Annotated in this window: 12 protein-coding genes, 3 rRNA genes and 3 riboswitches; all 15 genes read right to left on the bottom strand. The window is 48.9% G+C overall.

Annotated features, from left to right (window positions below):
* Positions 1-38 precede the first annotated feature (38 nt).
* The gene (gene purB, locus ACP26N_RS02480) at positions 39-1,334 is read right to left on the bottom strand and encodes an adenylosuccinate lyase (RefSeq protein ID WP_012369355.1); all 1,296 of its coding nucleotides are present in this window, start codon (positions 1,332-1,334) and stop codon (positions 39-41) included.
* Positions 1,331-2,434, bottom strand: a complete 1,104-nt coding sequence (gene purK / locus ACP26N_RS02475; RefSeq protein ID WP_131504443.1) for a 5-(carboxyamino)imidazole ribonucleotide synthase — start codon at positions 2,432-2,434, stop codon at positions 1,331-1,333. Before purK ends, purB begins: the two co-directional genes overlap by 4 nt.
* Positions 2,431-2,922: a 5-(carboxyamino)imidazole ribonucleotide mutase gene (gene purE, locus ACP26N_RS02470; protein ID WP_114596963.1), complete on the bottom strand. Its 492-nt coding sequence runs from the start codon at positions 2,920-2,922 to the stop codon at positions 2,431-2,433. Before purE ends, purK begins: the two co-directional genes overlap by 4 nt.
* A 91-nt stretch (positions 2,923-3,013) precedes the next feature.
* A riboswitch (purine riboswitch) is annotated at positions 3,014-3,115 on the bottom strand.
* 224 nt (positions 3,116-3,339) lie between these two features.
* Positions 3,340-3,546, bottom strand: a complete 207-nt coding sequence (locus tag ACP26N_RS02465) for an NETI motif-containing protein (RefSeq protein WP_426354698.1) — start codon at positions 3,544-3,546, stop codon at positions 3,340-3,342.
* Positions 3,547-3,643: 97 nt separating this feature from the next.
* Positions 3,644-3,759: ribosomal RNA gene (rrf, locus tag ACP26N_RS02460) — 5S ribosomal RNA — on the bottom strand.
* Between the two features lie 47 nt (positions 3,760-3,806).
* Positions 3,807-6,722 (bottom strand): 23S ribosomal RNA (locus ACP26N_RS02455).
* Between the two features lie 166 nt (positions 6,723-6,888).
* Positions 6,889-8,450: ribosomal RNA gene (locus tag ACP26N_RS02450) — 16S ribosomal RNA — on the bottom strand.
* The 16S, 23S and 5S rRNA genes sit together here, the layout of an rRNA operon.
* 328 nt (positions 8,451-8,778) lie before the next feature.
* On the bottom strand, positions 8,779-9,690 hold the full coding sequence (locus tag ACP26N_RS02445; protein WP_426354696.1) for a proline dehydrogenase family protein: 912 nt from the start codon (positions 9,688-9,690) through the stop codon (positions 8,779-8,781).
* Positions 9,691-9,781: 91 nt separating this feature from the next.
* Positions 9,782-11,134: an NCS2 family permease gene (locus ACP26N_RS02440; protein ID WP_131503431.1), complete on the bottom strand. Its 1,353-nt coding sequence runs from the start codon at positions 11,132-11,134 to the stop codon at positions 9,782-9,784.
* An 86-nt stretch (positions 11,135-11,220) separates the two neighbouring features.
* Positions 11,221-11,322: riboswitch (purine riboswitch) on the bottom strand.
* 411 nt (positions 11,323-11,733) lie between these two features.
* On the bottom strand, positions 11,734-12,702 hold the full coding sequence (locus ACP26N_RS02435; RefSeq protein WP_426354694.1) for a YsnF/AvaK domain-containing protein: 969 nt from the start codon (positions 12,700-12,702) through the stop codon (positions 11,734-11,736).
* 312 nt (positions 12,703-13,014) lie between these two features.
* On the bottom strand, positions 13,015-13,554 hold the full coding sequence (locus ACP26N_RS02430) for a hypothetical protein (RefSeq protein ID WP_426354693.1): 540 nt from the start codon (positions 13,552-13,554) through the stop codon (positions 13,015-13,017).
* A gap of 299 nt (positions 13,555-13,853) precedes the next feature.
* A complete protein-coding gene (gene guaA / locus ACP26N_RS02425; RefSeq protein WP_041261800.1) occupies positions 13,854-15,374 on the bottom strand; it encodes a glutamine-hydrolyzing GMP synthase in 1,521 nt (506 codons plus the stop codon).
* Between the two features lie 129 nt (positions 15,375-15,503).
* A riboswitch (purine riboswitch) is annotated at positions 15,504-15,605 on the bottom strand.
* A gap of 37 nt (positions 15,606-15,642) precedes the next feature.
* On the bottom strand, positions 15,643-17,715 hold the full coding sequence (locus tag ACP26N_RS02420; RefSeq protein WP_426354692.1) for a transglutaminase TgpA family protein: 2,073 nt from the start codon (positions 17,713-17,715) through the stop codon (positions 15,643-15,645).
* Positions 17,712-18,794 carry a DUF58 domain-containing protein gene (locus tag ACP26N_RS02415; protein ID WP_131973291.1) on the bottom strand — a complete coding sequence of 361 codons (1,083 nt, stop codon included), beginning with the start codon at positions 18,792-18,794 and terminating at the stop codon, positions 17,712-17,714. Before ACP26N_RS02415 ends, ACP26N_RS02420 begins: the two co-directional genes overlap by 4 nt.
* The gene (locus ACP26N_RS02410) at positions 18,791-19,747 is read right to left on the bottom strand and encodes an AAA family ATPase (protein WP_214855650.1); all 957 of its coding nucleotides are present in this window, start codon (positions 19,745-19,747) and stop codon (positions 18,791-18,793) included. The genes ACP26N_RS02415 and ACP26N_RS02410 overlap by 4 nt, the downstream gene beginning before the upstream one ends.
* Positions 19,748-19,895: the final 148 nt, after the last annotated feature.

Below are 19,895 nucleotides of genomic sequence, written 5' to 3'. Positions count from 1 at the left end.
AAGATGTAGACGGGAGTCAGACTCCCGTCTCAGGTTGATTAGTTCAAGCCACACCGTTCAAAGATTTCATCGACCCGGCTCGTATGATACGTCGGATCAAAACAAGCATCGAGTTCTTCTTCTGTAAAGAGTTCTTGAATATCCGCTTCCTGCCATAAGACATCGCGGAACATGATTTGTTCTTCCCATGCCTGCATCGCCCGCGGTTGGACGAAGTCGTACGCCGCTTCACGTGACCAACCTTTTTCAATCAAGGCGAGTAAGACGTGACCGGAGAAGATGACACCAAACGTCCGGTCCATGTTGCGTTTCATATTTTCCGGGAAGACCGTCAGATTTTTAATGATGTTACCGAACCGGTTCAGCATGTAGTTGAGTAATCCCGTCGCATCCGGCAAAATGATCCGTTCCGCAGACGAGTGGGAGATATCGCGTTCATGCCACAGCGATACGTTTTCGTACGCTGTCACCATATGCCCGCGGATGACCCGGGCAAGACCGGTCATGTTCTCCGAACCGATCGGATTCCGTTTATGCGGCATCGCCGATGATCCTTTTTGACCTTTAGCGAAGAATTCTTCGACTTCACGGGTCTCCGTTTTTTGCAGACCGCGAATTTCCGTCGCCATCTTTTCAATCGATGTCGCGATTAAGGCAATCGTCGACATGTAATGGGCATGACGATCACGTTGCAGGGTTTGCGTCGAGACCGGTGCCGGTTTCGTACCAAGCTTCTCACAGACATATTTTTCGATGAACGGGTCGATGTTCGCAAACGTTCCGACCGCTCCCGACATCTTGCCGTATTCGACTGTTTCCCGTGCTGCCTCGAACCGGACTTTATTGCGTTTCATTTCTTCGTACCAAAGGGCCAGCTTCAGACCAAACGTCGTCGGCTCGGCGTGTACGCCGTGTGTACGTCCCATCATGACCGTATATTTATGTTCGTTGGCTTTGACTTTTAAAATCTCGATGAAACGATCGAGATCGGCCGCCAAGATATCATTGGCTTGTTTCAACAGATACGATAACGCCGTATCAACGACGTCCGTTGACGTCAGTCCGTAATGAACCCATTTGCGTTCTTCGCCAAGTGTCTCCGATACGGCACGTGTGAAGGCGATGACGTCGTGTCGTGTCTCCTGTTCAATCTCATTGATGCGGTTGACATCAAAGGAAGCTTTTTCCCAGAGCAACTGGACATCTTCTTTTGGAATCACGCCAAGCTCACTCCAGGCTTCACATGCTAAAATCTCAACTTTCAACCAGGCTTCGAATTTGTTCTGTTCTGTCCAGATCGCTTTCATTTCAGGACGTGTATAGCGTTCGATCATCTAACCGTCTCCTTCCATATCTGCAGGCGCTCAACTTCGGCTAACGCTTCTTCGACCGAATCAGCCAAGATGTTCAGATGCCCCATCTTCCGCCCCTGTTTTGCGTCCTGTTTTCCGTATAAATGGACTTTCGTCCGCGAGGATAACATCGGTAATGCCTCGTCTAATGCCGTGATATGCTGACCTAGGATGTTCGCCATGACGACCGGTGTCGTCAAGCGGGTGTCGCCAAGCGGCAGTCCGCAGATAGCGCGGATGTGCTGCTCGAACTGTGACGTCTCGCACGCATCAATCGAATAATGACCCGAGTTGTGCGGGCGCGGCGCCAGTTCGTTGACGATCAGTTCGGAGCCGACGACGAACAGTTCGATTGCCAGTGTGCCAATCAAATCGACATCGTTTGCGAGACGTGTCGCCAGTTCAATCGCTTTTTGTTCCAAGTCGATTGGGATGCGGGCGGGAACGATTGACAGATGCAGAATGTTGTCTTGATGGATATTTTCACTGACCGGGAAGACCTTCGTTTCCCGCTCGCTTCGCGTGACGATGACGGAAATCTCCTGATCAAACGGTAACCATTTTTCAGCAACATATTCGGTTGCTTCAAAGGTCTTCATCGCTGTTTGTAAATCCAGCTCTGTCCGAATGACCGTCTGGCCTTTCCCGTCGTAACCAAAGCGGGCTGTTTTCAAGACGAATGGGAGACCTAACTGCCGTTTGGCTCCAAGGAGATCTTCACTTGTCTGAACTCCCTGATACGGTGCCACCTTGTAACCAAGCTGTTCAATCAGTTCTTTCTCCCGAATCCGGTGTTGGGTCCGAAACAAAAGCTCTGTCCCGTGAATCAGTTTATAACCGATTGCTTCCGCTACTTCGTGTGAGATATTCTCAAACTCATAGGTCACGACGTCTGATTCAGCAGCAAGTCGCTTTGCGGCCTCGACATCCGTGAACGGTGCTTGAATCTGTTGATCCGCTACTTGCGCACACGGTGCGTTTTCAGTTGGATCAAGTGTGATGAGCGAATAGCCCATTTGGCGTGCAGATAAAGCCATCATCCGACCTAATTGACCTCCACCTAAGATACCAACCCGTTTCATGTCAGATGCACCTCGGAAGCGATGACGTCTCCTTCCAGTTCGACACGCATATGATCAAGAGCTCGGGCAATCCGTTCGTCAACCGTTCCAAGAATCTGAGCAGCAAGTAAACCCGCATTTTTGGCTCCGGCGTCACCAATTGCAACTGTCGCGACTGGAACACCACCGGGCATTTGGACAATGGAGAGTAAGGAATCGATGCCTTGAAGTGCTTTGCTTTGAATTGGGACACCGATTACCGGTAATGTCGTCTTCGCAGCAACCATTCCCGGAAGATGAGCGGCTCCGCCTGCCCCGGCAATGATGACCTTGAGCCCTCGTTCCCGGGCTGACTCGGCATATCGAAACATTAAGTCAGGTGTCCGGTGTGCCGATACAACTTTCTTTTCATAACCAATGTCCAATTGATCCAGTACATCACACGTTTTCTGCATGGTCACCCAATCCGATTGGCTGCCCATGATGACTCCGATTTCTACCTTACTCATCTGCGTCTCCTCCTCTTTTTGCATAAAAAAAGCCCAAACCACGTCTAAAAGGGTGGCTTAGGGTATAAAAAGGTACGCCAAAGAATTATCGACGAACATCCATATACCCCATAGTCCAACGATTTAGGGTCGTCGGGTAGAAACTTGCAAGCCATATCCCTGCTATTATACGAGGTGTTATATTCAATCTTCCTATCACGCCTTCATCTTAACAAGACTTCGGTCCGTTCGTCAACCAAAGGCGAACAATTTAATTATCTGAAAATTCATCGTTCGGTTTTATGGATAAATTGTTGAATTCATTTCGTTCAGCATTCGGAAATTTGAAAAGCATTCAACACGAACGACAAGAAAACCACAAAAAAATACGACCCTTTCTTTTACGAAAGAGTCGTGTGTTTGAGAAGAGACCTCGATTCAGACATTCTCAGCTTCGAGCTTCGGTTTGCAGTCAAAAATGATTTGCTGACGGATGGGATACGGTTCATCATTCGCATCCAGTCCAAAAATCGGTTCTTCCCGTCGGACGGTCGGACGATAACCCATGGCATCGATCCGATCCAGACATTCACTGATCGTTTCATTTTCTTCTACGGCAACGCGCATTTTTTGTTTTTTTGCCATGAGTATCACATTCCTTCCTTATTATATATGTGAAAAAACCAAAAAAAGTCCATAAAAAAGCGGCGGCCCTTGAGCGTATGCTCCAGAACCACCGTTTGCCTGGCAACGTCCTATCCTCACAGGGGGAAGCCCCCAACTACTTTCGGCGTTCAAGTGCTTAACTTCCGTGTTCGGCATGGGAACGGGTGTGACCACTTGGCTATCGTCACCAGACGACGGGCTCGCGCCCTCAAAACTGAAGTCATCAACAATGCATCTGCTAGAACAAGGCCTCGACCGATTAGTATCACTCAGCTCCGCATGTCGCCATGCTTCCACCCGTGACCTATCTACCTCATCGTCTCTGAGGGGTCTTTCTTGATTACTCAAAGGGAAATCTCATCTTGGAGGGGGCTTCATGCTTAGATGCTTTCAGCATTTATCCCGTCCGCACGTAGCTACCCAGCGATGCTCCTGGCGGAACAACTGGTACACCAGCGGTGCGTCCATCCCGGTCCTCTCGTACTAAGGACAGCTCTCCTCAAATTTCCTGCGCCCACGACGGATAGGGACCGAACTGTCTCACGACGTTCTGAACCCAGCTCGCGTACCGCTTTAATGGGCGAACAGCCCAACCCTTGGGACCTACTCCAGCCCCAGGATGCGATGAGCCGACATCGAGGTGCCAAACCTCCCCGTCGATGTGGACTCTTGGGGGAGATCAGCCTGTTATCCCCAGGGTAGCTTTTATCCGTTGAGCGATGGCCCTTCCATGCGGAACCACCGGATCACTAAGCCCGACTTTCGTCCCTGCTCGACTTGTAGGTCTCGCAGTCAAGCTCCCTTCTGCCTTTGCGCTCTACGAATGATTTCCAACCATTCTGAGGGAACCTTTGGGCGCCTCCGTTACTGTTTAGGAGGCGACCGCCCCAGTCAAACTACCCGCCTGACACGGTCCTCCAGCCGGATGACGGCTGCGAGTTAGAGACTCTATGCATGAAGGGCGGTATCCCAAGGGTGACTCCTCCGAAGCTGGCGCTCCGGTCTCGACGTCTCCCGCCTATCCTGTACATCATGCACAAAGCCTCAATATCAGGCTGTAGTAAAGCTCCATGGGGTCTTTCCGTCCTGTCGCGGGTAACCTGCATCTTCACAGGTACTATGATTTCACCGGGTCTCTCGTTGAGACAGTGCCCAAATCGTTACGCCTTTCGTGCGGGTCGGAACTTACCCGACAAGGAATTTCGCTACCTTAGGACCGTTATAGTTACGGCCGCCGTTTACTGGGGCTTCGGTTCAAAGCTTCGCTTGCGCTAACCCATCCCCTTAACCTTCCAGCACCGGGCAGGCGTCAGCCCCTATACGTCATCTTGCGATTTAGCAGAGACCTGTGTTTTTGCTAAACAGTCGTTTGGGCCTATTCACTGCGGCTCTACTCAATGTAGAGCGTCCCTTCTCCCGAAGTTACGGGACCATTTTGCCGAGTTCCTTAACGAGAGTTATCCCGCGCGTCTTAGAATTCTCATCCCGCCTACCTGTGTCGGTTTACGGTACTGGCACCTTCCACCTCACTAGAGGCTTTTCTTGGCAGTGTGAAATCGTGACCTTCGTCCCTACGGGACTCCGCATCGTTCCTCGACTTTGGTGCCTGACGGATTTGCCAATCAGACGGTCTCGAAACTTACACATGCACTTCCATCCGCATGCGTCACTATCCTCCTGCGTCCCCCCATTGTTCAAACGGTGGATCGGTGGTACAGGAATATCAACCTGTTATCCATCGCCTACGCCTTTCGGCCTCGGCTTAGGTCCAGACTAACCCTGAGCGGACGAGCCTTCCTCAGGAAACCTTGGGCTTTCGACGGAGGGGATTCTCACCCCTCTTTTCGCTACTCACACCGGCATTCTCACTTCCAAACGCTCCACTGCTCCTTACGGTACAGCTTCACAGCGGTTTGGAACGCTCCCCTACCATTCCTTACGGAATCCGCAGCTTCGGTGGTATGTTTAGCCCCGTTACATTTTCGGCGCGGCGCCACTCGACTAGTGAGCTATTACGCACTCTTTGAATGGTGGCTGCTTCTAAGCCAACATCCTAGCTGTCTAGGCAGCGCCACATCCTTTTCCACTTAACATACACTTTGGGACCTTAGCTGGCGGTCTGGGCTGTTTCCCTCTTGACTACGGATCTTATCACTCGCAGTCTGACTCCCGAGTATAAGTTGCCGGCATTCGGAGTTTAACTGAATTCGGTAACCCTGTGGGGGCCCCTAGTCCAATCAGTGCTCTACCTCCGGAACTCTCAACCTCGAGGCTAGCCCTAAAGCTATTTCGGGGAGAACCAGCTATCTCCAGGTTCGATTGGCATTTCACCGCTACCCACACCTCATCCCCGCACTTTTCAACGTGCGTGGGTTCGGACCTCCAGTCAGTGTTACCTGACCTTCATCCTGGACATGGGTAGATCACCTGGTTTCGGGTCTACGACAACGCACTATGGCGCCCTATTCAGACTCGCTTTCGCTACGGCTCCGCCTCATCAGCTTAACCTCGCGCGCTATCGTAACTCGCCGGTTCATTCTACAAAAGGCACGCCATCACCCATTAACGGGCTCTGACTACTTGTAGGCATACGGTTTCAGGATCTATTTCACTCCCCTTCCGGGGTGCTTTTCACCTTTCCCTCACGGTACTGGTTCACTATCGGTCACTAGGGAGTATTTAGCCTTGGGAGATGGTCCTCCCGGATTCCGACGGGGTTTCACGTGTCCCGCCGTACTCAGGATCCACTCTGGAGGGAAAACAGTTTCAGCTACAGGGCTGTCACCTTCTTCGGCCGACCTTTCCAGGTCGTTCACCTACTGTCTTCCTTTTTGACTCCGTATAGAGTGTCCTACAACCCCGGAGAGCATGCTCTCCGGTTTGGGCTGTTCCCGTTTCGCTCGCCGCTACTCAGGGAATCGCATTTGCTTTCTCTTCCTCCGGGTACTTAGATGTTTCAGTTCCCCGGGTCTGCCTCACGCTACACTATGTATTCATGTAACATGTCCCATCCCATTACGGATGGTGGGTTCCCCCATTCGGAAATCCTCGGATCAAAGCATACTTACTGCTCCCCGAAGCATATCGCTGTTCGTCGCGTCCTTCATCGGCTCCTAGTGCCAAGGCATCCACCGTACGCCCTTCATACCTTGATCTAGCATTTTGGTATTCTAAGAACACACGTCTAATGACATGGTTATAAAAAATTTGATGTCTTGTTGATGTCTTCAGTTTTCAAGGTGCGAGTGTCTCTTGCGAGACGGAGAGACGAGCTCTCAAAACTGAACGATGGGCATGTCCCGTAAGGGACGTTTTCCTTAGAAAGGAGGTGATCCAGCCGCACCTTCCGATACGGCTACCTTGTTACGACTTCACCCCAATCATCTACCCCACCTTCGACGGCTGGCTCCTTGCGGTTACCTCACCGGCTTCGGGTGTTGCAAACTCTCGTGGTGTGACGGGCGGTGTGTACAAGACCCGGGAACGTATTCACCGCAGTATGCTGACCTGCGATTACTAGCGATTCCGACTTCATGCAGGCGAGTTGCAGCCTGCAATCCGAACTGGGAACGGCTTTCTGGGATTGGCTCCACCTCGCGGTCTCGCTGCCCTTTGTACCGTCCATTGTAGCACGTGTGTAGCCCAACTCATAAGGGGCATGATGATTTGACGTCATCCCCACCTTCCTCCGGTTTGTCACCGGCAGTCTCCCTAGAGTGCCCAACTGAATGCTGGCAACTAAGGATAGGGGTTGCGCTCGTTGCGGGACTTAACCCAACATCTCACGACACGAGCTGACGACAACCATGCACCACCTGTCACCCTTGTCCCCGAAGGGAAAACTTGATCTCTCAAGCGGTCAAGGGGATGTCAAGAGTTGGTAAGGTTCTTCGCGTTGCTTCGAATTAAACCACATGCTCCACCGCTTGTGCGGGTCCCCGTCAATTCCTTTGAGTTTCAGCCTTGCGGCCGTACTCCCCAGGCGGAGTGCTTAATGCGTTAGCTTCAGCACTGAGGGGCGGAAACCCCCCAACACCTAGCACTCATCGTTTACGGCGTGGACTACCAGGGTATCTAATCCTGTTTGCTCCCCACGCTTTCGCGCCTCAGCGTCAGTTACAGACCAAAGAGTCGCCTTCGCCACTGGTGTTCCTCCACATCTCTACGCATTTCACCGCTACACATGGAATTCCACTCTTCTCTTCTGTACTCAAGCCTTCCAGTTTCCAATGACCCTCCCCGGTTGAGCCGGGGGCTTTCACATCAGACTTAAAAGGCCGCCTGCGCGCGCTTTACGCCCAATAATTCCGGACAACGCTTGCCACCTACGTATTACCGCGGCTGCTGGCACGTAGTTAGCCGTGGCTTTCTCGCAAGGTACCGTCAAGGTACGAGCATTACCTCTCGTACTTGTTCTTCCCTTACAACAGAGTTTTACGATCCGAAAACCTTCATCACTCACGCGGCGTTGCTCCATCAGACTTTCGTCCATTGTGGAAGATTCCCTACTGCTGCCTCCCGTAGGAGTCTGGGCCGTGTCTCAGTCCCAGTGTGGCCGATCACCCTCTCAGGTCGGCTATGCATCGTCGCCTTGGTGGGCCATTACCCCACCAACTAGCTAATGCACCGCAAGGCCATCCCAAGGTGACGCCGGAGCGCCTTTCATCATCAGACCATGCGGTCTGAAGAACTATTCGGTATTAGCTCCGATTTCTCGGAGTTATCCCAATCCTTGGGGCAGGTTCCTTACGTGTTACTCACCCGTCCGCCGCTCATTCCCTTCACTTCCCTCCGAAGAGTTCCGTGAGCTTCCTGCGCTCGACTTGCATGTATTAGGCACGCCGCCAGCGTTCGTCCTGAGCCAGGATCAAACTCTCCATAAAGTGTTTGACTTGCTCGTTGTTGTGACCGAAGTCACGTTGACGAAGCTTGCGCTTCATTCATTGTTTGTATCCGAAGATACGTTTTTTTGCCTCATCGTTCAGTTTTCAAAGTTCGTCATTTCTTCCGCGTCGTGTTAGCGACTTCAATAGATTAACAGGTTCTTTCGATTATGTCAACCACGTTTTAGAAAAGATTTTTCAGCCCCAACAAACCGTTTATAAAAGGCGTCTCGCTGGAACATTTATTAATATACCAACAAAATTCGACAAACACAAGCATTATTTCAAAAAAACTTTACAAAGGATTTAAAAACCCTTTGTAAAGCCTTTAGAGTCTTAACATGCTCATTGCCGTGAAGCCGATGTTGGCCGGTCGTTCCGCCAAACGTTTCATCAGATACGTATACCAGTCGACACCATGAGGGACATAAATGACGACACGATATCCTTCAGCTGCTAATTCCTGTTGCCGCTTCGGCCGCATCCCTTGCAGCATCTGGAATTCAAATTGATCGAATCCAATTCCCTGTCGGTGGACGAATCGAATGACTTCTTGAATCATATCTTCGTCATGTGTCGCGACTTGCGTATAAGAGCCTTGCAAAAGATTTTGTTTCACGAGTTGTAAATACGTCGCATCCACCGTTTCTTTCCGCTCGATATAAATGTCTTCCGGACCCGTATAGGCACCCTTGACGACACGAACCGTCGAATGCAATCGTTCAAGATCAAAACGCGTTCGGTATAGATTGGCTTGCAAAGCGATTCCGACATTTGAAAAACGACGATGCAATTGTTCAAAAACTTGAATGATGCTTTCACATACGGCTTCTTCTTCCATATTAATCGTGACACGCAAATCAAACGTTTCTGCTGTTTCCAAAATCCGTGTCATCTGCGCAACTGCAATTTTCGGATTTAACCTTAATCCGACTGAAGTCAGTTTCAATGAGACTTGCGCATTCAACTTTTCTTCCGAAATCCGATGAATGACTTTGATGCATTCATCAGCAATCCCGATTGCATCTTGTTCCGTTTCGATGAATTCACCGAGACAGTCCACTGTGACTGCTCGTCCGTCCTGATTTAAGGTTCGAACCGTCTCGATGGTTTCTTCCGTCCGTTGTCCACCGACAAAAAATGTTCCCCCTAACGGCAGCCCCACCTTCCGCGCCGTTTCAATCAACCCTTTATGCTCCGCCAAGTATTCAAAGACAGGACCTGTAATTTTTTCAATCATGGAAACACCTCCTCTTATTTCCCTTTCCCTCCTGCATAAAAAAAACGCCTTTCTTCTATATAGAAGAAAGACGTTAACTATAAAAGGAAACTCAGTGTAACCAGATGAAGTAAGCAAGGAATCCGAGTGACATCGCGTACATGATCGGATGGACTTCCTTCGCGCGACCTTTTGCAATCATCGTAATCGGATAGAACAAGAATCCGAAAGCGATTCCGGTTGCAATGGAATACGTAAGCGGCATCATGATGACCGTCAAGAAGGCCGGAACCGCGTACTCGAACTTCTTCCAGTCAATCTGGAGAAGAGATGAAGCCATCAATACACCAACGATGATTAATGCCGGTGCTGTTACCGGTGCTGTGATAACTGCGAGGAGTGGCGAGAAGAACAATGCAAGTCCGAAGAATAAACCGGTAACGATCGCCGTCATTCCTGAACGACCGCCTGCTGCGACACCCGCACTTGATTCAATGTAAGAGACCGTAGTCGACGTTCCGAGAATTGAACCCGCGACCGTTGCCGTCGAATCTGCAATCAAGGCGCGGCCGGCACGCGGGACTTTATTTTCTTTAATCAATCCTGCCTGGTTTGCGACCGCAACAAGTGTTCCGGCTGTATCGAAGAAATCAACGAAGAAGAATGTCAGGATGACGACTGCCATCTGGACTGTGAAGATTTCGTCAAAGTGTAAGAATGCTTGACCGAATGTCGGTGCGATACTTGGTGGTGCTGAGACGATTTCACCGAGACCTGACGGGACCGGAATTAAACCAAAGATCATACCGGCAATGGCTGTGATGATCATTCCGAAGAAGATCGCCCCTTTAATTCCGCGTGTCATCAAGATAGCTGAGATGACTAAACCAAAGACAGCAAGTAATGTCGTCCCCTGCCCCAGGTTACCGAGTGACACGAGTGTTGCTTCATTGGCGACGACGATACCGCCCGTTTTTAAGCCGATGAAAGCAATGAATAAACCGATTCCGGCAGCTACTGCCATTTTAAGCGGTTCTGGAATCGCATTGATGATTGTTTCCCGAATACCAGACGCTGTTAACACCATGAAGACCAGACCGGATACTAAAACACCGGATAAAGCCGTTTGCCATGGGATCCCCATTCCGATGACGACACTGTAAGCGAAGAACGCATTCAATCCCATACCTGGTGCCAGAGCGATTGGGTAATTGGCGAGTAAGCCCATCGTAACCGAACCGATGATGGCAACAAGTGCTGTTGCACCGAAGACCGCTCCCGCATCCATTCCCGCTTCTGCGAGTGTGTTCGGATTGACGAACAAGATGTAGGCCATCGCGAAGAACGTCGTCATACCGGCGATGAACTCTGTCCGCATATTCGTACCGAGTCCATTAAAATCGAAGTAACGCGCAATCGCATTCTCCTTTTGTTTTGGTTGTTGCGGTTTCATCTGTGTGCTCATGATTGCCCTCTTTCCAAATAAGCCGTCTCAAGAAACGAAAAAAACGGCAGTTACCTAAGCGGTAAAAGCCGTTTCTTTAAGCGCACACCAGAATCAGTGCACGCCGTAGTAGGAACCTTTAAGGTGTTCCTGTAGAGACTTCCGGGCCATATCCCCAGAATTATACGGCATTATTTTTTGTTTTTTAGTGGATAATTAAAATAAGAACAGACACATCGTAGCATGCTCAAAATCGCGGGTCAACCATAAAAACGAAATTTAGTCGTTTAAATAATCCGAACGTTCGGTTTTGGAAGCGTTTTTCTCAATTAACTCACTTCTTCCAAGTTTTCCTAATTACGTCTGTCGTTCTTAAACAAGAGCGGGGATAACTGAAAACGAATCGTGATTTTTCCCAAGCCAACTACAAGAACAATCGCCAATATCCTTTTCTTATCGTAAGCTCATTAAAATAAGCAGAGGCGATGAGCCTTTTAACCACAAACTTATAAAGTATGTATATATAGATGGTCAGCGTCTTTGTACCAAGATATCGTATTCCATATAAATAAAAAGAGCGTAGCTCATAAGCTACGCCCTCTTAACCATTAACTAAAAAATTATCTTCTGTCATCTCGATTAAGTCCGTTGTTTCGATCAAGATCATTATCTCGGTCAAGTCTGTTATCCCGATCAAGATCGTTGTCTCGGTCCAGGTTATTAGTAGTACTCACACTATCATCAATATCTGCTTCTTCACGGCGAACTGTTTCTGAGACGGTTTCCGTATCCTGAACTTTCCGTTTCCCGACGACAATTTCTTCAGTAACAACATCTTGTTTTGAAACGACAACGCGTTCTTCAGAAAGTGGAACATGAATCGAATCATTTTCATCTACAAAAGCATCTGTTCTTGTTTCGCTCTCGTTGACCGGTCGACGTTCCACATATACTTCTTCGCGTTCAACAGGTACTTCGATGGATTGTTGATCTTCGACAACACGTTTGCTGACATTTACTTCTCCAGTTTGAACTCTTTCTTTATCAACGTTCAAACGTTCTTCATGCAAGCGAAGACGTTCTTCCTCTGTTCCAGCATCTGGTGCAATAGAAGATGTCCGATCCGTTTTTGAAGAGTTATCATAATCCTGATTCCGGTCCACTCCGGAAGTCGTACCGTATCCTTGATCCCCGTTCATATCTGAAGCAACACCATAACTTTGATTGTGTTTTTCGTAAGAATCCCCATACTCACTGTCTACATACAATACTAATTTGCCGTTTTGTACTTGACGGCGGTACTCTTCCGATTCAGTACGATCCAATCCCATACCACTGAATGCTCCCGCAGAAGAATCTTCAGAGAAGGCGGCCATAAATTTCCCCATGAACCCTTGATGCTGCTCTTCACCTGTAGTATCCACATGGACGTCTGTCTGGTCTTTTAACATAGAAAACGAATCTTTATCTTGTGCGACGACATACATATCGCTTTCATTGTAACCCTGTGCCTTTAATTCATTCACTTTACTTAATACTTCCGCTTGGGTATTAAACACGTCGATAAATGTATTTTCTTTTCTACTCATGACCTTCTCCTCCTTTGGGATAAACAGCGTTTAAAATTCAATGTTAAAATCAAATATCAAACGCTTACAAGTAATTTTAAATACCAACATTTTAAATTTCCCCTACTTCTTTTTTAATTAAACATTTTTTTCACATGTTTAATTAAAAGAAAGTCCGCGCTGGTTTAGCAACAGACTTTCTTCTGGCATTCCATGTTTTGCATTAATCAACAAAAAAACTAATATTTCGCCTTAACCCCTCTATACTTCTTCACATTTTTTATACATCAGATCTCATGCAAAAAAATTGAGGATTAAAAATCATCTGGAATGTTAGCTAAATATACTTTTAAAGTACTCAGACAGTAGGCCTTCTCCTCTAAATCGATCTTCTAAAACAGTTTTTACCCGCTTTAATTCATTCTTACGTGTTCGACGTGTTCGATAAGTATTCGTGAAAGATCCTAAGTAAGAATATTTATATATAGGTTCCTCAGGATACAGTTCATAAGCATGCTTTAACATGGAAATCCCTTTTTCTTCCCACTGTTCATAGTCTCCAAAGTAATAAGGAAACATGGAAATCATATAACCAAAACACCAGAGAAAATCTTCATGCGTTATAAAATGAGCCAAACCGAAATTTGTCACTTCAGTCAAAAAAGACTCTAATTCATCCGTATCTATATCTGCATCTGTAATCCCAAGCGGCCCTTGTTCGACTACGACATACCAACAAAAAAAGCCAAGTCGTACAGTCGTTTTTAAGTCCGTCGGATTTTGTTGCCATGCTTTTATAAGATATTCTTTTGCTTCATTCCAATTCTCTTGATGCTCTAATCGATCAACTTCAGGCCATGTCCAATCAATCATAGTGGTTCGCCACCTATTCCATTTCATTACTGACTTCATATTATATCAACTGTACGATACACAGCTCGGTGTGTCTTATTTTACTCCTTAGAATTTGTTGGTTCAGTTTGACGTCACTCAACAGTTCCATGATTTTAGTCGCGAAAAAAGCCCCTTTCATTCACAAATCGTGTGAACAAAAGAGAGCTTCGTTTTAAAATAGAGTTGTTGAAGGTGAAACGGACTTCCTTTCACCTGTGTCCTTTAACACGTTGGTAGGACAGGCTTCATGAGACGAATCTCCTCAGCAAGTCTAGTTCTTATTCCCACTCAATCGTTGAAGGTGGTTTCGACGTCACATCGTACAGGACGCGGTTGACGTTCTGAACTTCGTTGACGATCCGGACAGAAATCTTCTCGAGCACGTCCCACGGGATGCGTGCCCAGTCCGATGTCATCCCGTCGATTGATGTAACGGCACGGATTCCGACGGCATAGTCGTATGTCCGCTCGTCACCCATGACACCAACTGAACGAAGTGGCGGCAAGACTGTGAAGTACTGCCAGATTTCGCGTTCGAGACCGGCTTTTTTGATTTCATCGCGGAGGATGAAATCGGATTCGCGGACGATTTCGAGTTTCTCGTCTGTGATTTCACCAAGGACACGAATACCGAGACCTGGTCCCGGGAACGGCTGACGCCAGACGATTTCGTCAGACAAACCAAGTTCTTTTCCGAGTTCGCGGACTTCGTCCTTGAACAACGTATTGATTGGTTCGATCAACTTGAACTGCATGTCTTCCGGCAATCCACCGACGTTGTGGTGTGATTTAATCGTTTGGGCCGTATCTGTTCCGCTTTCGATGATATCCGTATAAAGCGTTCCTTGAGCCAGGAAGTCCATATCCGTCAGCTTCGACGCTTCTTCGTCGAATACATAAACGAATTCGTTCCCGATGATTTTTCGTTTTTGCTCCGGATCCGAGATCCCTTTTAACTTGTTGAGGAAGCGGTCCTGCGCGTCAATCTTGATGACGTTCATGTGGAAGTGATCCGCAAATGTCTTCATGACACTTTCGGCTTCCCCTTTTCGCAAGAGACCGTGGTCGACGAACATACATGTCAACTGGTCACCGATTGCTGCGTGAATGAGTGCCGCGACGACGGATGAATCAACGCCGCCTGAAAGGGCGCAAAGGACCTTTTTATCGCCGACTTCTTCTTTAATTTTTGCGATTTCGATTTCGATGAAGTTTTCCATCGACCAGTCGCCCGTACACTGACAGACTTCGAAGAGGAAGTTTTTCAAGAGTTCTTTACCGAACATCGTATGGTTGACTTCCGGATGATACTGGACGCCGTACATCTTCAGCTCTTCGTTTTTGATTGAAGCAATTGGGCACGAGACATTTGTTCCATCGACGACGAAACCGTTTGGTACCGATGTGACGAGGTCACTGTGGCTCATCCAAACCGTCTGTTCGAGCGGGAGGTTCGCATACATCGGCGATGGATCGTTGAGTGTCAACGTCGCTTTTCCGTACTCGCGGTGTCCGGCGCGTTCAACCGTTCCACCAAAGTGTTGCGACATCAATTGCATACCGTAACAAATTCCGAAAATCGGAATGCCGAGGTCAAAGATTTCTGGATCACAGCGGTACGCGTCTTCTGCGTAGACACTCCGTGGTCCACCGGAGAAGATGATACCGGCTGGTGCGATGTCTTTTACTTCCGCTGCAGTGATCTTATGCGAATGCAGTTCACTGTAAACTCCGAGATCACGAATGCGGCGTGTGATCAATTGATTGTACTGACCTCCAAAGTCGAGGACGAGGATCATTTCTTGGTCCAAATGTGCTTCCAAATCTATTCCCGCCTTTCCAATTTCATGCGTACCCCGATGAAAAAAGCCCACTCTTCCCCCATAGATAAATGGAAAAAGAGCAGGCCGCTTCACAAAAAAGTGTATACGAAGGGTCTGCTCCTTCATAGTCAGGTCGTTTAAGGTGACCCGGTAGAGACTCTCACGCCATATTCGCGAGTATATACAAAGGAGATGCATGTATGATTTACGTTGTTCCCATTGTAACTGTATCAATTCGAAAATATCAACCCTCTATCCGTCGAATGATATTTTCGAAATATTCACGTTTTTTATCAACCGATAACGATTCGCCTCCGTAGACCATCCGTTCATAGGCATCCGTCAACGGACGCATCGCATACGTTTCGTAATATCCGTCAACCTCATGCGCAAGTTCCGTCAGTGTCCGGCCGTCCTTGTAGTGGAAGCCTTGTTTGTCGAGACGGCGCAATAAGAAACGGTACATCCGCTTGAATCCTTCCGGACTATGAAGCTGGTTGCGGAAAAATAAAATCGCCGCGGTCCGGGTCAACGGTTTCCGGAACAGATACAAGAATACCAGTCCGACGATTACACCGACAACCGGCCAAATCGGAAACGATTGTTGTTCGGTCTGCGCTGCTGTCGTCGTTTGTTCTTCATCCAGCAGATTCTCCTGCGGACGTTCCGGTGTTGCGGTTTCCGTATCGGTCTCCGTATCGCGTTGCGGATTCGCTTGTTCGGTCTCATTATTCGTTTCCTGATCAATCGTATATTGTCCGGCTCCGTCAAAACTGACGGTCGGTTCGAGCGGTACCCAACCCGGTCCTTCGATATAGACTTCGACCCACGAGTGGGCATTTTTATTGCGGACCGTATAACTCGTCACGGCTGCCCCGATGACATCCGATTCGCCGCCCGTAAATCCTTTTACCCAGCGGGCCGGCAAACCGGCAGCGCGTAATAACACGGTCGCGGACGTCGAAAAATTATCACAGTAGCCGAGTTTCGTCTCAAATAAAAATTGATCGACATAATCCTGATTTTCTTCCGGTACGGCGACTTCTTCCGTATTGTATTCGAAGTTTTCCTGCTCAAAATAACTTTCGATCGCCTTCGCTTTGTCCCACGGACTGTCTTCGTCCGCGACGATCTCTTCCGCGAGATCTCGGACACGATTCGGTAACGTATCCGGTAACTGTAAATACCGGTCCTGCTCCATCTCCGACAATGTAATCGGCTCATCCGTCTGGAGCAATTCTTCCGTAAACAACGGATACGTGTATTGAATCTGATAATTTTGCTGGCGTTCCGCATCATCCAGATACGAGACCTTTTGATTTTCCGGATCAATCAACAGATTTTGCCGTTGCTTATCTACACTCAAACGGACATTGTCCCCGTTATACGGCACAAACGGCAGCTCCCGTGACAGTTCAAATGTCGCCCGTTCTTCCCGTGTCTTGACATCATCTCCGAAGTGCGAGAAAAATCCCCGCGAATCAATTTCCGGTTCTGATTTCGACAGGACCCAGCCTTTTCCGGTATAGACGTCTTTTGTCTCGACACGCCAGTAACGGCTGCCTTCACTTTCGACCTGAAAGACTTCCCGGTCGTCCATCTGGAACGGACCGCCGAGCTGCTCGTCGTTGTTGCCGTAGCCAACTTTTTGAATCCGGCTCGACGATGTGCCCTCACTCTCGAAACCATCGGTCCAGTCATACCAGCTATCCTGCCACGTCGCCGTAATGACCGGGCTTTGAACAGCAGCAACCACTGTCGCTCCGATGATAAGCAACGCACTGAGCGGACGGACGTAAGACGCCGTCGGACGTTCGCTGACTTCTGTCGCATACAACAGAAACAGTGCCAGGACGATCGGATAGATGATGAACTGTTCTCCCGAGTAATCCGTCCATGTGTCGCAGTAGGCAATGAAGCCGATGACGCCGAGCGCCAGCCCGAAAACAAAGCCTCGGTTCGGAAACGTCCGCCGCGCCAAATAGCCGATCAAAAAACTGATCAGTCCAATCGAGAAGGCAAATGCCGGACGTCCCGGTAACTCTCCGTTGATGACACGGTTGATGTCGCTCGCGATTTCACGGAACAAGTTCCACGGTGCTTCTCCGGGAATCAAAATAAAGTAAAACGAAACGAGTAACGCAAGCAGACTGCCGAGTAAAAACCAGCTGCGCCGCAGATGCGACAACAGGAGGGGGGTCAACAGGAGCGGCAAGAACGGAATGACACTCTCAAATGTCGTCAGTTCGAGTAACGGCGGCATGAAGCTCGCAAACAGTAATCCTGCAAGCAGATTCCAAATCAGTCGTCGTATCATCCGGTCGTCCTCCTCTTTGGTGTGTAGACATGAACGCTTGCTTCCTGCCGGACTTTCGAAATCCACATTTCATTGTTGGATTCGAGATCCGGTGTGATGAACAGGACATTTCCGCTCAGTCGTAACGCTTTCGAAGAGTATTCCCAGGATTCGATGAATGACCGGGTCCGGCTCGGTTGCGCCGTCATCAGATAGTGGGTCAACTTCGCGCCTTCAAGCGGCAACGATAAGGACTGCACACCGTGCCCGACGAGGTGAATCCGGTAATTCAGATGACGTTTGTTCAGTTGATCCGTCGCGGCAGCCAGCATGGAAATACTTTTTTCAAAGTTCTCATCACTGACCGTTCCTTCGTCAAATACAATCGTCGTCTCGCGTTCCTGTTCCCGTTCAAACGTTTTCGTCATCAATCCCTGCCGTTTCGCGGTCGATTTCCAGTCAATCTGATTCATTCGGTCCCCGCTGACGTATTCGCGGACACCGACGACCGTAAAGGACGATTGCCGGAGATCGAGTGAAACGGGAGAAATCCCGCCGTCACCACGGTCATCTTCGTGCGGCAGTTGAACCGCCAACCGGGCAGGTTCGACTGCCAGATATGTTTCGACCGGATAGAGCTTTTTCCGCATGAACAAGCCGAACGGATCGCGTATTTCCAGTACACAACCGGGAATTTGATACAGTCCACGACGGATCGATGGAATCAAATAATCAATGTGTTCGACTTTCCGGTAATGTGCCCGCAGCGGATGCCGGATATTCAGCGGTTCTTCACTGAGTGCATCCGGAACGGCTTCCGTCACGTCGACGGCCCCGACAAGGAACGGAAACTTCCGTCGTACTTGAAGCGAGACCGGTATATCGGTTCCGGCAATCAACATCTTATTGGAGACTTCCCGCGTCGCCAACGCTTGCGTGACGGGCCAAATCAAAAACAGTGTCCAGTACACGGTCAATCCTGCCATGACATAAACCAACAGCGATGCGACATTCCCGCCGTCAATCCGGGCATAGACCCATAACGCGGTGAGTGTGATCAGCAAGACGGCGTAACGCCAACCGATTTGCCATCTCGTCATAAGGACTCCACATCCTGCTGAATCGGCACGGTGACTTCTTTTTTCACTTGTTCGAGAATTCGTTCTGCCGTCTGTCCGTGATAGCGTGCGTCCGCTGTTAAAATCAGGCGGTGCGAGAGCACAGGCGTCAACAGCTCCTTGACGTCATCCGGTAAGACGAATGACCGTCCTTCCATGTACGCCCAGGCTTGTGCCACTTTCATCAGGGCGATCGAAGACCGCGGACTGGCTCCGAGATAAAGGGATGCATGCGTCCGTGTCGCCTGGACCAGTTGAACGATATATTTTTTAACCGGTTGAGAGACATGAACGTCCTTCACGGCCTCTTTCATCCGTAACAATTCGTCACGTGTGATGACGGACTCGAGCGTCTCGATCGGTTCATCCCGTTCGAACCGCGTCAATAGCTTCATTTCTTGTTGAAAGTCGGGATAACCCATCTTGACCTTAATCAAAAACCGGTCGAGTTGGGCTTCCGGAAGCGGATACGTCCCTTCATGTTCAATCGGATTTTGAGTCGCCATGACAAAAAAGGGATTAGGAAGCGTGTGAATTTCTCCATCCACCGTGACATTCGCTTCCGCCATCCCTTCGAGCAATGCAGATTGTGTTTTTGGTGAGGTCCGGTTGATTTCATCTGCCAGGACAATGTTTCCCATCAAAGGACCCGGCCGGTATTCAAACTGACTCGTCTTTTGGTTATACATCGAAACCCCCGTCAAATCGGACGGCAGCAGATCAGGTGTGAATTGGACACGTTTAAATGTCAAACCAATCGAACGGCTGAATGCGCGAACGAGCATCGTCTTTCCGACACCCGGTACGTCTTCGAGTAACACGTGACCTCCGGCAAGTAATGCTGCTAAAGATTGTGTAATCACGTTTTCTTTTCCGATGATTACTTTTTCTACGTTGTCGATGATCGCTTGAATCTCCTTCGTATATGTTCGCATTGTCTGGCCCCTTGCTGTTTAGTAGTTGAATTTTCTGACTTTTTATATCATCTCATATCTGTCGATGCTTTTAAAGGCATAGGGATAGCTGAATACGCACAAAAGGGGGCGCCGCTGTTCGCGACTCCCCCTTCCTGCTTTCAGGAAC

Source organism: Exiguobacterium sp. R-39, from assembly GCF_049942815.1.
GTDB lineage: Bacteria > Bacillota > Bacilli > Exiguobacteriales > Exiguobacteriaceae > Exiguobacterium_A.
The sequence above is the reverse complement of the archived record's forward strand: the minus strand, read 5'-3'. Positions and strand labels throughout refer to the sequence as shown.

Bases quoted from the DNA above. Each gene is read 5' to 3' on its own strand.
- ACP26N_RS02430 (WP_426354693.1), bottom strand. From the start codon at position 13,554: ATGATTGATTGGACATGGCCTGAAGTTGATCGATTAGAGCATCAAGAG.
- ACP26N_RS02445 (WP_426354696.1), bottom strand. From the start codon at position 9,690: ATGATTGAAAAAATTACAGGTCCTGTCTTTGAATACTTGGCGGAGCAT.
- guaA (WP_041261800.1), bottom strand. From the start codon at position 15,374: ATGATCCTCGTCCTCGACTTTGGAGGTCAGTACAATCAATTGATCACA.
- purE (WP_114596963.1), bottom strand. From the start codon at position 2,922: ATGAGTAAGGTAGAAATCGGAGTCATCATGGGCAGCCAATCGGATTGG.
- ACP26N_RS02420 (WP_426354692.1), bottom strand. From the start codon at position 17,715: ATGATACGACGACTGATTTGGAATCTGCTTGCAGGATTACTGTTTGCG.
- ACP26N_RS02435 (WP_426354694.1), bottom strand. From the start codon at position 12,702: ATGAGTAGAAAAGAAAATACATTTATCGACGTGTTTAATACCCAAGCG.
- ACP26N_RS02465 (WP_426354698.1), bottom strand. From the start codon at position 3,546: ATGGCAAAAAAACAAAAAATGCGCGTTGCCGTAGAAGAAAATGAAACG.
- purB (WP_012369355.1), bottom strand. From the start codon at position 1,334: ATGATCGAACGCTATACACGTCCTGAAATGAAAGCGATCTGGACAGAA.
- purK (WP_131504443.1), bottom strand. From the start codon at position 2,434: ATGAAACGGGTTGGTATCTTAGGTGGAGGTCAATTAGGTCGGATGATG.
- ACP26N_RS02410 (WP_214855650.1), bottom strand. From the start codon at position 19,747: ATGCGAACATATACGAAGGAGATTCAAGCGATCATCGACAACGTAGAA.
- ACP26N_RS02440 (WP_131503431.1), bottom strand. From the start codon at position 11,134: ATGAGCACACAGATGAAACCGCAACAACCAAAACAAAAGGAGAATGCG.
- ACP26N_RS02415 (WP_131973291.1), bottom strand. From the start codon at position 18,794: ATGACGAGATGGCAAATCGGTTGGCGTTACGCCGTCTTGCTGATCACA.